Annotated in this window: 14 protein-coding genes; 6 read left to right on the top strand and 8 right to left on the bottom strand. The window is 44.8% G+C overall.

The window, feature by feature from the left end; all coding sequences use genetic code 11:
* Positions 1-19: 19 nt before the first annotated feature.
* Positions 20-1435 carry a coniferyl aldehyde dehydrogenase gene (locus ACXABW_RS21545; protein WP_457525488.1) on the bottom strand — a complete coding sequence of 472 codons (1416 nt, stop codon included), beginning with the start codon at positions 1433-1435 and terminating at the stop codon, positions 20-22.
* Between the two features lie 178 nt (positions 1436-1613).
* Between ACXABW_RS21545 and ACXABW_RS21540 the strand changes: the two genes are divergently transcribed.
* Positions 1614-2384, top strand: a complete 771-nt coding sequence (locus ACXABW_RS21540) for a hypothetical protein (protein ID WP_457525487.1) — start codon at positions 1614-1616, stop codon at positions 2382-2384.
* Positions 2385-2417: 33 nt separating this feature from the next.
* Here the strand turns inward: ACXABW_RS21540 and ACXABW_RS21535 are convergent, their stop codons facing one another.
* Complete coding sequence (locus ACXABW_RS21535) at positions 2418-3395, bottom strand: arginine deiminase-related protein (RefSeq protein WP_457525486.1); 978 nt, start codon at positions 3393-3395, stop codon at positions 2418-2420.
* Between the two features lie 310 nt (positions 3396-3705).
* Here ACXABW_RS21535 and ACXABW_RS21530 point away from each other — a divergent pair, with 310 nt between their 5' ends.
* Positions 3706-5556, top strand: coding sequence for an ABC transporter ATP-binding protein (locus tag ACXABW_RS21530; protein WP_457525485.1), 1851 nt, complete (start codon positions 3706-3708; stop codon positions 5554-5556).
* 64 nt (positions 5557-5620) lie between these two features.
* Here ACXABW_RS21530 and ACXABW_RS21525 read toward each other — a convergent pair whose 3' ends face one another.
* The gene (locus ACXABW_RS21525; protein ID WP_457525484.1) at positions 5621-6253 is read right to left on the bottom strand and encodes an SDR family NAD(P)-dependent oxidoreductase; all 633 of its coding nucleotides are present in this window, start codon (positions 6251-6253) and stop codon (positions 5621-5623) included.
* Positions 6254-6548: 295 nt separating this feature from the next.
* Here ACXABW_RS21525 and ACXABW_RS21520 point away from each other — a divergent pair, with 295 nt between their 5' ends.
* The 4 genes from ACXABW_RS21520 (at position 6549) to ACXABW_RS21505 (ending at position 8427) form a co-directional block, all read left to right on the top strand.
* Entirely contained in the window at positions 6549-6935 is a 387-nt protein-coding gene (locus tag ACXABW_RS21520) for a hypothetical protein (RefSeq protein ID WP_457525483.1), read from the top strand.
* A gap of 236 nt (positions 6936-7171) precedes the next feature.
* A complete protein-coding gene (locus ACXABW_RS21515; RefSeq protein WP_457525482.1) occupies positions 7172-7705 on the top strand; it encodes a cytochrome b in 534 nt (177 codons plus the stop codon).
* Between the two features lie 90 nt (positions 7706-7795).
* Complete coding sequence (locus ACXABW_RS21510; RefSeq protein WP_457527168.1) at positions 7796-8140, top strand: VOC family protein; 345 nt, start codon at positions 7796-7798, stop codon at positions 8138-8140.
* 128 nt (positions 8141-8268) lie between these two features.
* Positions 8269-8427 (top strand): hypothetical protein, encoded by a 159-nt coding sequence (locus ACXABW_RS21505; RefSeq protein WP_252032903.1) that lies wholly within the window; start codon positions 8269-8271, stop codon positions 8425-8427.
* Positions 8428-8875: 448 nt separating this feature from the next.
* On the opposite strand, the gene ACXABW_RS21500 is transcribed toward ACXABW_RS21505, so the two are convergent.
* From ACXABW_RS21500 to murP, 5 genes are all read right to left on the bottom strand, one after another.
* A complete protein-coding gene (locus ACXABW_RS21500; RefSeq protein WP_457525481.1) occupies positions 8876-9712 on the bottom strand; it encodes an arginase in 837 nt (278 codons plus the stop codon).
* A gap of 5 nt (positions 9713-9717) precedes the next feature.
* Positions 9718-10452 carry an IclR family transcriptional regulator gene (locus tag ACXABW_RS21495; protein ID WP_252032899.1) on the bottom strand — a complete coding sequence of 245 codons (735 nt, stop codon included), beginning with the start codon at positions 10450-10452 and terminating at the stop codon, positions 9718-9720.
* A 165-nt stretch (positions 10453-10617) separates the two neighbouring features.
* Positions 10618-11610, bottom strand: a complete 993-nt coding sequence (locus tag ACXABW_RS21490; protein WP_457525480.1) for an OmpG family monomeric porin — start codon at positions 11608-11610, stop codon at positions 10618-10620.
* Between the two features lie 20 nt (positions 11611-11630).
* The gene (locus tag ACXABW_RS21485; RefSeq protein ID WP_457525479.1) at positions 11631-13526 is read right to left on the bottom strand and encodes a glycoside hydrolase family 3 protein; all 1896 of its coding nucleotides are present in this window, start codon (positions 13524-13526) and stop codon (positions 11631-11633) included.
* An 11-nt stretch (positions 13527-13537) separates the two neighbouring features.
* On the bottom strand, positions 13538-14989 hold the full coding sequence (murP, locus tag ACXABW_RS21480) for a PTS N-acetylmuramic acid transporter subunit IIBC (RefSeq protein ID WP_457525478.1): 1452 nt from the start codon (positions 14987-14989) through the stop codon (positions 13538-13540).
* Positions 14990-14993 lie beyond the last annotated feature (4 nt).

The raw sequence follows: 14993 nt of genomic DNA, 5'->3' as shown, positions 1-14993 counted from the left end.
GTTTAATTAAAATCACATACTACTTTCCAAGCATACTCATGACTGCTGCTTTCAATTCGTTATCTTCCGCTGAGAACAAGTGTTTTACTCTATGGTCCAAACCCGTTTCCATTACGGTTTTAGCATGTGAGAAAGTGAGGAACCCTTCTTTACCGTGATAGTGCCCCAGCCCAGACTCTCCAACGCCACCAAACGGTGCGTCATCCACAGCCAAGTGGAACACACAATCGTTGATGCACATTCCCCCGGAATGAACTTTGGTTTTCACTTCCTGTTGCAAGTCTCGATCGAAAGTCATTAGGTATAACGCGAGAGGTCGAGGTTTACTATTGACGATGGAAAACGCCTCTTCGATGTTTTGATACCCGATAATTGGCAGTAAAGGGCCAAAGATCTCTTCTGTCATAACAGTGGAGGTCAAGCTTGGCTCGACTAGTAAGTGAGTGACTAACCTATCGATATCAGGATCAAGTGCATCGCTATGGCAGGCTTCAATTCGAGTTCCTGCTTGCTGTTCTTCATCCATCAGCGCCATGATGCGTTCATACTGCCTTTGGTTGGCCATTGAGGTCAGGTTGTTCGAATACACCCCTTCTACAAATAAGCTTTGGTACTGAGATTTGTACTCATCAATAAACTGTTCAATTTTGCTCTCTGGCAACAATATGTAATCTGGGGCTACGCAGACCTGCCCATTGTTCAGACTTTTGCCATAAATAATGCGTTCTACCGCAATATCGATTGGCATGTCTTCTGCCACTATCACCGGCGATTTTCCGCCTAATTCAAGAGTTACAGGTGTTAAATTGGCCGCAGCGGCTTTCATTACGTGGCGACCAACTTGCGTTGACCCCGTAAACAACATGTGATCAAAACTTAACGCCGTAAACGATGCAGCGATATCGGCTTCACCCTCCACAATTTGAACTTCACTGTTATCAAATACCGTTGCGAGCATTTCACCCAGCACCTGGTTGGTGTATGGGGTAAATTCACTCATCTTTATCATCGCTCGATTACCCGCTGCCAACGCTGATATTAGTGGCCCCACAGACAGCATGATTGGAAAGTTCCATGGTGTAACAATCCCAACTACACCCTTAGGTTGGTAAACCACTTCAACTCGAGACGTAGAAAGCAAAGCACCGGAGTGGCGAATTGACGACGTCATCCAATGTGGCAGGCAGTCAATCGTATGGTCAATATTACCGATACAAGGCACGATGTCTGCCATCAATGTATCCAGTTGGCTTCGGTGCCCATAATCTAGGCTGACAGCTGTGCAAAGTTTGTCTGTATATTCGATTAGCGCGGACTTAAGCCCCATTAGTTTTTTGATTCTGCTCGCCTGACTTGGCATCGGGTTAGCTGTAAATGCTTCCTTCATAGAGCTAAGAGCATTTTCCATTTGCACTGGTGTTAGATCATATTTCATACATCACCTCGTGGTTAATTTGCATACACAATAAACAAAACAAACCGGTCGGTCTAGATGGGTATTGTCAATTGTATGTCAGAGGTTTTTACTGAAAAAGAGGATTTTCTGAGCAGTTCCACAAATATGAACTACCTTAAACATATGAATTAATACTCATATAAGAGGAAGATAAGAGATGGAAAAAAGGAATATTTTTTGTCTCGGTATGCTTTGGGCTGCTTGTTCTGCTGATGCTAGCGATATATCAGAAACAGAAGCGCATTCACAATGGCGACACAGCATGGAGATCTATGCATTGGCATTGAACATTCGGGGAGACAGTCGAATTGGAGACCTCTCCACTGATGTAGATATTGATCCTGCTTTCATCATGGATCATATCGATATGGGAGCAATGCTTCGCCTTGAAGGTATTTACGCCAATCAATGGGGTTACTACGTTGATTACAGCTTTATGAAGCTCAGTGGTCACTCCGATGCCGTGTTGGACACTAACTTGGAATTATTGAAAGGGAATGTAGACATCCGGCAAGGTGTACTTGAAGCCAAAGGATTCAAACGCGTTGAGTACGAGGTTGGCGCCATAGACTATATGGCTGGAATCCGTTGGTGGGACAACGACATCGACGCCAAACTGTATACACAGGGAGGTGCTCTAGATAAAGCGAAATCGCTCGATGAAGACTGGATAGATTATCTGGTAGGAATTCGGTGGACGAACTCGCTTAGTGAAGATTGGCATTTTCACGCGAGCGTAGATGTCGGACTTGGAAGCGACACAGATTTTACAAGTTCAGTGCTAACAGGTGTGCGCTACCAAATAAACAGTTGGTCTGATCTCAACCTGGCCTATAAATCCACTTGGGTGGATTACGATAACGGTGATGTTTTTGCCTACAATACCGCTTCCCAAGGCTTTCTAGTTGGTTGGGCTATTCAATTCTAATAACAAGGGAGAGCATTTGCTCTCCCTTATACATCACAACGCGTTAACTCGCTTAGGTAAGAAAACTTCGCCAAGCATGCAGCGCACACTACCACCACCGATATCTTCAATCGTACGAACATCGAAAGGAAGCAGTTTACCGTGACTCGACAGCTGAGCTCTCTGAGCCGGTGAAAAGGCATCGAACGCCGATTGCGACATGGCGATAACTTTGTCTCCGTTGACCGTCTCCAATTGCAGAATATTACCGCAGAAGCGGTTCATCTGCTCAATAGAGATAGAGATGACTTGCTTATCTTTCGCCAAGGATTTAAGGACAAAACGACGTTCAAACTCAGGTATCACTTCATCACAAATCACGCAGAAACCTTCGCCAATCGCCATCATCACGTTAGTGTGATAAATCGGATGACCGGAAGGCAATGCGGTTTGAAATGACACCACACGGCCGTAGCCAGTGCGCTTTGCATAATCTTCTAATACTTCACGATCGCAACGCTGAGAGAGCGCCGCGTAAATGGTCTTATTTAAGTGATCGATTACCATCACACCAGTACTTTCTAGGTGTGCGTTGTCAGACAAATAATCTTCTAACGAATCTTGGTGTGTCACATGAAGCCCTGAAGCCGTCAGCGCTTCAATAAGCGCGTCTGGGCGAACTTCATGCTGACGGTTTTCACACGCCATCGGGAAAGTGTATAGCGAGCCATCAATGGTGGTGCTGAACCAATTATTAGGGAATACCGCATCCGGGGTTTCAACGTCTGATAACGGATAGTCAAACTCGACGACTTGAACACCTTCACGACGCAGCGATGCCACCATAGCTTTAAACTCGACCATGGTCTTTTCTCTGATTTGCTGCGTGGTTAAATCTACTTGGTGCTGAAATTCATTGTCTTCAGCGGTCTCAGCATTGAACTTAAATTCTTTTGGTGGAACCATCACGACACAGTTAGCGTTTTGCACGTTGTGCGGTTTGGCAAAAGTAAGCGTTTGTTCCTTTAGCATCTGAGAAACTCTTTTTAATCACTGAATAACTGCGATTGTAAACATATTGTTAACGTCGATTTTACTGAAATACTAGGTAACATTGTAAAATAACACCTACTTCTAACTGGATATTGTGAATATGGCAGTAATTTTTATTGTCGCCAATTCTATATATGTGAATTTTTCGCATAATATGCACAAAGTTACTTATTTGATACTAGTTACATTTCATACTAATCGGTATACCATTATTCAGCCTGTCTATTTCTCTCACTACGCCTATTAACTGCAGATGGATGCACTGTGAGACGAGCTCAAAGGAATATTTATGTTTAAGAAGTTCGAAGGGTTTACTAAGCCTTTCCCCGAAGAAGAACCAGGGCAACCCCCTAAGGGGATCTTCGCGTTTTGTCGTTATTACACTCGTGGCTTTGAAGTACCACTGATCATTATGTCGATCATGTCGACCATTGTGGCGATCGTAGAAGTGTCATTATTCGGTGCAATGGGTCAGTTGGTTGATTGGCTGTCAAACAGCAATCCAGAGACTTTCTGGCAAGAAAATAGCTCAATGCTGATCGGTTATGGTGCCTTGCTGCTTATCGTGATGCCGATATTGGTCATTGGTTACTCTCTGCTCATTCACCAAACGCTATTAGGTAACTATCCAATGTCGATACGTTGGTTAGCTCACCGCTACTTGCTCAAGCAGAGCCTAAACTTCTACCAAGATGATTTCGCAGGTCGCGTCGCCACTAAAGTCATGCAGACTTCACTCGCTGTTAGGGAAACGGTGATGAAGACGATGGACGTGTTTGTCTATGTATCGGTGTATTTCACCTCAATCATTGTGCTTCTAGCGCAGGCAGATTGGCGCTTGATGATCCCGATGCTCATTTGGCTTTGTTGCTACATTGGCATACAAATTTACTTTGTACCGAAATTAAAGAATGTCGCTTCAGAGCAAGCCGATGCTCGCTCCATGATGACCGGACGTATCGTCGACAGTTACACCAACATCGCAACGGTTAAACTGTTCTCTCACAGTAAACGAGAAACCGACTACGCCGAAAAAGGCATGAAGGGCTTCTTAGATACCGTTTATCGCCAGATGCGCTTAGTCACTGGTTTTGACGTCGCTGTAGAAATCACTAACTACATCTTGGTGTTCTCGATTGCCGCATTGTCTATATTCCTATGGATGGACAACTCAATCAGTATCGGTGCTATTGCCATTGCGATCAGTTTGGCTCTGCGTATTAACGGTATGTCGATGTGGATCATGTGGGAAGTTGGCGCGTTATTCGAGAACATGGGCACGGTTGTGGATGGGATGAAAACTCTGTCTAAACCTATCGATATTCAAGACAAGAAAGACGCAAAACCTCTAGAAGTGCCACAAGGCGGTATCTCGTTTGAAGACGTTAGTTTCCACTACGGTGAAAACAAAGGGGTGATCAGCAACCTAAACCTCGATATTAAACCGGGTGAGAAAGTCGGCTTAGTCGGGCGTTCTGGTGCGGGTAAATCCACACTAGTGAACTTGCTGCTGCGTTTCCATGATGTAGAAAGCGGGAAGATTAAGATCGACGGACAAGTTATTTCCGACGTCACACAAGACTCTTTGCGCAGCAACATCGGTATGGTGACACAAGATACCTCACTGCTTCACCGCTCAATTAAGGACAACATCCTTTACGGTAATCCAGATGCGAGTGAAGCAGATATGGTCAAAGCGACCAAACAGGCCCATGCTCATGAGTTCATTGAAACGCTTACCGACCCATTTGGTAACCTAGGCTACGATGCTCAGGTCGGTGAACGAGGTGTGAAACTATCCGGGGGGCAACGCCAGCGTATCGCTATTTCACGCGTGCTGCTAAAAGATGCGCCATTACTGGTACTCGATGAAGCAACATCGGCACTCGACTCAGAAGTTGAAGCGGCGATTCAAGAAAGCCTCAACGAGCTAATGGAAGGTAAAACCGTCATAGCGATTGCCCACCGCTTATCCACTATCGCAGCAATGGATCGCCTAATCGTACTAGATAAAGGCAACATCGTTGAACAAGGCACACATAAAGAGTTAGTGGCACAAAATGGCATTTATGCTCAACTTTGGGCCCACCAAACGGGCGGTTTTATTGGTGAAGAAGTCGAACAACCTAAAACCGCTTAATCAGCATACCTCCACAATGAAGAAGAGCCGTATACAACGGCTCTTCTTTTTTCTAAGTTTATCTTCAATACGACAAACTAGGGTCAACGCACTGATACACTTGGCCAATGCTGGTTTTGTTGTTTAGTAACTCATGGCTAAGCCTTGCGACTTCTGTTCGAGTAATCAGGCCATGTACTTCTGTCCCCTGAGACAACTCCCCCAGCCCCGTTGCGTCACCATCTTTTAAGCCGCCCGGACGCAAAATGGTAAAATCCAAACCACTGGTTTGTAACCAAGATTCTGCCAGCGACTTTTCTCTTACAGCAGCACCAAACCCTCGTTTTGAACGTTCCGATAAATACTGCCACGAGTCACCACAGCCTAACGATGTTATCAGCAAGAAGCGCGCGTTCTTGGACTGCTCAAGAGCATCAATCACATAACGGTGCCCTATATAGTCAACAGGCACTTCTGCGTTAAAACTGCCCATTGAAGAAATATTGATCGTGCCCTTTGGCAGTGCTTGTACTGTATTTATCACTTGCTGCTGATCGGTTGCATCACAACTAATGGTAGCGATTCCCCATTTTGCTAGGTTGGAGTTGTTGGTCGGTTCTCTAGCAATTGCAATCACCTCAAAGCCTTGCTTGTAGTAATACTCCGCCATAGCAGCACCGAGGCCGCTGGCAGCTCCCCAAATCGCGATTTTTTCCATTTTTCCACCTCACACCTTGATAATGAGAATAGTTTGCATTTTTATCGACGATTTGACTAGTGTTTGGTACCCATTTCCTGCTCAGCTAATTATTTTTAAGGCAAGTTTTACAATGTAAATTTAAGCACAAGTAACTACGGAATTTTCACCCTAAAAGCATTCGCAATATCAATACATGAGAACACATAAACCACCACTACAATAAGAAATTAGTGGAATTAATCACCCTATAACGATAACCTCCATCAATATATAAAATTCAAACACTTATACTTAATCATGCTAGGAGCTGTTCATGACTAAACTTAGTGGTTTCTCGATCGATAACGCGAACATTCGGTTTAAAAAAGACCAATACTCACTTTCCAAAATTAATGCCGCTCGAGTGAAGAGTAATACGTTCAAAGATCATGCGCTCAAGGTGGTGACTGTTGGGCTGATCGCCTCTAGTGTCGTATGGATGATTTGCCCTGATGGGTTTGGCATCTTAACCGGCCCTTTCTCTATTGTTATCGGGGCACTGGCTGCCCTAACCACGATTCGAAAGTATGAGCTTCAGGTGGAATTTCGTCATGCCGATGAAACCGGATTGCAGTGGATAACGATCGCCAAAACGAACAAACCCGCAATCAAAAAGCAGTTTGAACATCATGTCAACGAGATTCGAGAAAAGCTCGCCTAGAGGTCTGTTGCAAGACCAGTAAACGACTCAATCAACTCTCCGCGAGCGCACTTACAACCTACGAAGTGGTGCTAGAGATCAGAGACCAATGGCTATCATTCTAGAACTCACTAACATTCGCTTAATATCGGGTGGTTTGATAATTATATTTACCTAACTTTACGCTATTCTGTGTAGTTCAATTCACAACATTGATGGATAATTGCTCTATACCCATAAAATATAAGAGGTTAATTATGCTCAATAAAAAGCCATTAACATGGCAAACTATCGTGTTACATTGGATAGTCGGTTTATCCTTCATTGGTGTATTTGGCATTGGACTGTACATGGTTGATTTACCGCGTGGCCCAGAAAAGTTTGAGTGGATAAGCCTGCACAAATCTATCGGTGCACTCATATTAGCCGCAGCACTGATTCGCTTTGGTTGGCGATTAAAAGAAGGGGCGTTACCACCAGCTTCTAAAATGCCAGCATGGCAAGACAAAGCCGCGAAAGCTGTGCACGGTATTCTTTTGTTAGCCACACTTGCGATGCCAATCTCCGGCGTGGCAATGAGCGTAGGCGGAGGTCGTGCCATCGAAATCTTTGGCTGGCAAGTTATCGCTGAGAGCGCCAAAACACCTTGGCTTCAAGAGCTTGGCTCAACTATCCACACTTCAGCGGTAGAAATTCTTATCTTTGTATTTGTTTTACATGTTGGTGGAGCTATCAAACATCAAGTCATCGATAAAGATGGCACTATCTCCAGAATGCTTGGTCGCTCGTAATCTTACCAACAGTGAAAAAACGCACTCCAATAACGGAGTGCGTTTTTGATCTACACTCAGGAAGTTCCATCCCCCAATTTAGGTAATGCCATGACGCCCTCAGCCATCCTTATTCACGTCCCAGATATAGAACAAGGGCTTGCTTGGTACCAACAAGCCTTTCCCAACGCCAAGACAAGGTACTTGCCCGAGTTCGACTTTACAGTACTCGACCTAGAAGGGCTGGCGATTGAAATCGTCCAAGCGGATGAAAAAGTGGGAAACGGTAAGAGTGGAACCGTGGTCTATTGGCAGGTGAGCGACTTAACAAGCGCGCTTGCACACTTTGAGTCTATTGGGGCGAAGTTATACCGTGGCCCAATGGATATCGAGCACGGACAGGCGATGTGTCAGGTTGAAGACCCGTTTGGAAATCTTATTGGCCTAAGAGGGTAATATTTTCTCTCACTCAGTTTGTATCCGATAGTTTCAATTATTGTGAACGATGGTTCAAAACGTTTGGATTTTTCTCCCTCCGCTCTCGCCATACAATTCTTTTGTACTGGTTAGATAAGGGCAACAATATGAATGAATTAGACGAATATTGCGACGATATTGAGATCAACTTTTCACAACCGGAACTTCAGAGGTTAGGCTGGGATGACAAAGAATGGATGGTCGAACTGGCTGTTTTTGTCTGGTTGGTGTTACTTATCGTTGGGTTATCTTTGATTAAAAACTAAGCTAATGAATTGTAGGGATTATTGTGTTTGTTCGCGTAGCGATATTGCTAATGAAAACTGACTTTTCACTTTCAAGCACTTGCAAGGATCCCTCAAAAGGGTTACAAAGATCACATAACTGTACAGATGGTACAGTTTACTTAGCTACAAATGTGAACTTGATCGTGGCGAAGTTTGGCTTACCTAGCTAAATTCGATTTGTACACAAAAGGAAAAACGTTTGTTTAAAAGCTCAGTGAAGAGCCCCTATCATCAAAGTGAGGGACATTATGAAAAAAATGAGAAAAGCTCAGTTACATCGCGTGCGCATCCAATACTGGAAAGACTCAAGTAAAGTCGCGACAAAGAAATAGTAACAAGCACTCAACCGAAACTAAGCTGGCTTTATGCCAGCTTTAACATTTTTAGCGCCCTAGAAAATTCCTTCCTAGACCACACCGCTCAACGACTAAGCAGCTCGGTTTCGACTCGGTAGCATTTGTACAATATCCGCCAACAGCTTTTGAGTATGTTTGTGGTACACCACTTTCTCGTGTTGCCCTACCATTTGTATCAACTTCACTTTACCCGCCATCATGCATTGTCGAATCATACGCATAGCCATCTGTAACTCGAGATGAGCAGACAGGTTTACCATTGCTTGCGGCATCAACGATACAAGATCAATATCAAGAACAACTTCATCACAATGGGCAAGATAACTGCTCAGCTGGCTTTTTAGCTGAAAGCGATTACGAAAAGTGCATTCTGTCGCTGTCATCCAATCACAGCCTAAATCTTCCGCGTATTCGATGGTTTTCGCATCGATGCTGTTTTCGTCAATACCTAAGTAAAACGCTCGGCAATCGTTATATCGTGATAAAGCAAAGTGGTAAGCCGACCCGACACAGAGCTCCAACGAGGGCTTCAGTTGAAACTGAGCTCCAATATGAATGATCCCGACCTCTTTTCCGCCAAGGCTGACAAACGGCAAACTATGCAGTAAGGCTTCGTGTGTGTTGGCAAGCACAACGGGCAGCACTCGCTGGCCTAGAAAGTGAGTCAGGCGAACTTGAAACCCATTAGCGTTGTGATCGTGCAAACTAAAGTGGCCCGCGTTAGCAAATGCACACGTACTAGGGGAAGGAAACAGCCAGTCGTAGGCGGTTTCCATCGTCTGTTCCGCGTATTCAAACTCAAGCTCGGTCATGGGTTTTAGCTGCTCACTCACGGTGAATAGCGCTGCCATATGAGCGCTGCTGGCAACCTCGCGACCAAAAGAAATGTGTTTGAATAGCCTTAGCATGTGAATTACCTTTCTGGTGGCAACGCCCTCGCCGCTTGTAGGACGTGCAATATAATCCGCTGTTTCGCAATCTCGACTCGATGCGCCGGAGCCATCACGCTAATCGCACCGATCAACTTGCTACCTTTCATCACCGGAGCACTGATCCCAGACACCCCGGTGTCGATCTCAGATGTGCTCACGGCATACCCTTGCTGGCGAATGTTTTCCAGTTCTCGCTGCCACTCTTCCATTCGATGGCTTTCACCAAAATGGCGTAAGATTTTTTCGCAGCGCGCAGTGGGCATATACGCCAACATCACTTTTGATGAGGCACCACGTAGCAGGGGTTGACTTTGACCCTGGACGTAACTGCAACGCAGTGCCTGCATGCTTTCTTTTCGGCTAACACACAATGCCCTGTAACCAACAGGGACCATATATGCCGCCATTTCGCCCGTCTGTTTTTGCAGCCGGCTCAATACCGCATCCACCGAATCGAGATTGTGGCTGCTGGTCTCGTAGCTACGCATCAACAACAGTGCCGCAGGACCGATGATCAAGGTTTTGTCATATGGACTTTCCTCAATCAAGTTCCACTCTTTCAGCAACTTTAGATGCCGATATAAACTGCTCAGTGGCACACTTAATTGCTCACTGAGTACTTTCGCGGTCACTGGTTCATCGTTTACTGCCACTTGCATCAAAAGCTGCAGGATCTTCTCGTTGACCTGATTCGCATTCGGTTTTGTTTCATTCATAGGTCGGTTGTATCTCGAATAAAAATCGCACTCAAATTAGATTCTTATATAGTGAGAAATGGAAGTTTTTTAAAGGTAGGTTTTCTTATTTAGCGAGAATTAACAAACAAAAAAGCCGCAGCTTAGCTGCGGCTTTTAGTGCTTCACAATTGGGCCATTAGCCTCTTACCATTTGTATTTCCAGCCTACCTGAGCGAGATAGAACTTTTGGCTATTGTCGTCACCACTGGTGAGGCCTGCTGATTTGGCATCTGCCCATTTCGTTTCTTCATAAGCCATACCCACCCAAAGTGTCGATTTCGGACTAATGCGGTAATCTACATTCATACCCAAACGCAAGCCATCATCGGTTTCATTAACCACTCGATAGTTGTTTGCACTGTCGTAGAGTTTTTCGTTAATGAAATAACGAAAGTAAGGCATCACACTCCAGTCATCATTGATCTTAGTTGGGAAATAACCACGGATCTGGTTTTGTTCCCAGTTTTTGTTTTTATCTGAGTCCCAAGTCCAATCCGTATAGAGGTAAACTTTTGCAGTGAAGTTGTCACTGTGCTTATAGGCAAAGCCATGTTCAGCTTCCCATTCATAATCATTTGAACCAACAAATCGATCGTAATAATAGAATGCGTCCCAGTAAGAAAATGAAAGCTTGTCGGTGATTCTGAACTCACCACTTGGCATTACCCAATATAGGTTGTGACTACCTCGGGCGTCCGTTCCTGGTGCTGAGTCGTTCGATTCCTTACGGTAAGTTGCATTAAGATTAAACGTCACATCTTCGTTACGAACCATATTACGAGTAACGCCAATCTGAGTACGATTTCGCTGGAACGAATTGACCGTATTGTTTAAGTCCTCGGTAATCGCCCTTCGGGCTACTTTATGCTCGAGGAAGTAGCTCCATTTCGAGTGTGGGCTATTAATGAACACCTGAGCGACAGGAGTAAGCTTATCTATGATTGCATTTCCATCAGCATCTCGATGCCCTTCAAACTTCTCCAGCTCCATGTAAACATTAGATGCGACATTCCAAGATGAAGTGTAGTTTTCCTTTAGATCTTTCGTTTCACGCGTCACATTATTATCTTCTTGAGCAATAGCTAGACCCGGAAGCAATGTTGCTAATAAAGCCAGTTTATATTTACTATTCAACATGTTGTTATCCTTCGCTAACATTACTTGTATTCAATTGAATGGCCAAACGGGTATAAGATCTCGCCTTCACTATTTCGGATATCAACCGGGAGTGACGCATGCGGTGAATTGAGCGGTTTGCCCGTGCGAGGATCTTCAAACAATGTGCGAATACCAGAACGAATATTGGCCTCTAATGAGTTACGGTCATTGTTCGTTACATCAAATCCAGTAATACCGTAAATAGCGATGTTTGCCTTAACGTTGTTAACATGAGCAATGTCGTAAGGGTTACGAGTAGAAACCATCACTAGCTTCGTCCCTTCTTCGTTAGCAATGTCGACAATTTTCTGGGCATCAATAGCGCTGCCGGTAAGGTTGTAAGTTGCGAGAATAATCAGGTCTGATTTGGCTATCGTGTTTCGCAGCTCATTTGCATCCAAATTGTCTTCTAGCAACGGCGTTTTAATGTCGCTAATGAACATTGGGTGATTACCAGTTTCACTCTGTACTTGCTTTAAGTACTTGGTAACAAGAGTATTTCGGCTATCTTCATCAGAAATCACCAGAATATTGCTGATTTCACTTGGATCAACAGGCAGAACATTGTTTTGATTTTCAATCACCGTAATCGCTGCATCTGCCACGGCTTGCTCTTCAAGCTTATGTTGCTCTGAACCTACAGTATCAACAGCAAACTGTTTATCCGATGGACTGTAAACTAACCCCATTTTTAGCTTCTTCGTAATCACACGAAGTGCCGCCTCTTTGATTCGCTCATAGAATTCAGGATTCGCTTTCATTTCATCTTCAAGAGATGCATACAAACTCTCTAACTGTTGAATTTCCGCTTTGCTTGTGATTTGAAGTGGCATCAATGCAATGTCAGCGCCGGCTTCTAGCGAAGCTTGTACTGCGTAGTTACGATCAAAGTTATCGGCAATCGCCCCCATGTCCAACGCGTCGGTAACAACCAGTCCTTCAAAGCCTAATTCGTCACGCAAAATACCCGTTAGGATTGGCTTAGAGAAAGTTGCAGGTATTAACATTTCTTTATCGCTGAGCGTCGCCTTGATCACCGTATCGTCTACGCTAGGCAACGTAACGTGGGCGGACATAATTGAATCAGCGCCATGCTCAATTGCATACTTAAATGGAGCGAGGTCAACGTCTTCCCACTCCTGACGCGAATAGCTCACCTCAGGCAAATCATAATGAGAATCGACACTTACATTACCGTGCCCAGGAAAATGCTTGAGTGCATTGATGACGTTCGCATCATGAATACCATCCATGTAGGCGGTAGACATCTCGTTAATCAGGTCGATATTGCTGCTGTACGAACGCACACCAATAATTGGATTATCTTGGCTGACGTTTACATCAACAACAGGGCCGAAGTTATAGTTGATCCCTAATGCAGCGAGCTCGGTACCATGAATCTTACCCGCCAAATATGCGTTGCTTGCATCGCCCGATGCCGCTAACGCCATGTTTCCAGGCATTTCAGTACCATTTTGTAAACGAGTGACGTAACCGCCTTCTTGGTCGGTCGCAATCAGCAGCGGTAAGTTACTGCTTGATGCTTGTAGAGCGTCGGTCAATTCCACGATCTGGTTTGAATTCACGAGGTTTTGACGGAATAAAATGACTCCGCCGATGTGATAATCGGAGATCATGTTACTGATCTCGTCGTTTAGTCTGGTGACAGGAATCTCTTCATCGGTATAAGGATCCTTACCCCATGAACGAAAATCCATCATCAAAGTTTGGCCAATTAGCTCACGATCATTCATGTTATCGACAATGTAATCCGCATACTTTTGTGGCTGTTGCTGATACTGTGCGAGGTCTTGGTTGCTGATTTTATTCATGCTATTCGAACAACCGACGACGGATAGAACTGCCGTACTCAAAATAAGCTTGTTTATATTCATCACTGCTTTACCTAAGTTAAATCAACGTTTTTGGAACCGAACATGTATGTCGCAAGAAAGCCCACGACATAAGAAATTAGAAGACCTACAACAAACACCGCCATACCGGCGAAAATGCCGCTGTCAGAAGTCATGAGAGGCACAGCAACAATGCCCGACGGGCCGAATACTGTATTTAGGCCCACTGGCAAGCCAAGATAAGAAACTAAACCAATGAAAAAGCCACCTGCCGCACCACCGATACATGCAGTGACGAATGGCTTCACTCTTGGTAGTGTCACTCCGTAAATAAGTGGCTCGCCAATACCAAGTAAGCCCGGAACAATAGCGCCTTTGACCTGAGTACGAAGTAACGAATCTTTTTTAGCCTTGAAGTACAACGCCAGTGAAGCACCTACCTGACCACCACCTGCCATCGCTAAGATTGGAAATAGTGAGTTAAAACCTTGAGCTTCCATCAATGCAAAGTACACAGGTACAAAGCCCTGATGGATACCGAACACAACTGATATAAGGAACAACCCCGCAAGAATCGCTGCTCCGAATGGGTTATCGTTTAAGTTGAGGAATAGCCATGACATGCCTTTAAATAGCTCACCTCCAATTGGCATAATCAGTAGATAAGTCACGGCTCCCATGATGAGCAGCGTCACAACGGACGTTAGGATCATATCCAGATCATCTGGCATAAACTTACGGACCTGTCGCTCAACATGCGCCCCTAAAATTGCCGCAAGTAACACGCCAATAATGTTGCCTCGCGGATCGATAGAGAATCCGAAGAACTCATTCATGCCAGAGTAGATGCCAGACGTTGCGTTTGGGTCATAACCCAAAACAAACAGCGAAGCCAAAATTGCGCCGTTTACACCAGAACCACCAAAAGCTTGTTGAGCGTTGTAACCAATCAAGATACTTAAGAAAGCAAAAAGCCCCGTCCCAAACACCTTCATATAAGCGACCAAGTCCAACATCATTTGGCTAGGCTCTTGGTCGAGGATGTACACCTGCTCCAGAAGTGTGGCAAAACCTAACAGTAGACCTGCCGCAATGAAGCCGGGGATTAATGGAGTGAAGATGGTGGCGAACTTACTTAAAAAGCGCTGAACTCCACTGGTTTGTTTACTCTTCATCTGCTTTTTCTGCTCAGCAGCAACAGAAGAAAGGTCTGAGTTTGGAGTGGCCTCTGTAACACTGTTTAGTGGTTGTTCAGCCATCATACTATTCATCATCTCCGAGGCTTGTTGCGCCTTCCCCGGACCTAGAATAATCTGCAGTTGCTCGTCACCTTCAACCACACCCAATACACCAGGCGTGGTTTTTATTTTGTTGTGATCGGCCAAGTGAGTTTCAATAAGCGCTAATCGCAAGCGAGTCATACAGTTACCACACTTACGAATATTGCCACTACCACCTACCGCTGACAGCAAGGCTTCGATCATTGACGATGTTATTTTTGCCATGAGG

The sequence above is a fragment of the Vibrio paucivorans genome (assembly GCF_054053395.1).
Note: the sequence above shows the minus strand (reverse complement) of the source record. Positions and strands in the feature narration are given on the sequence as shown.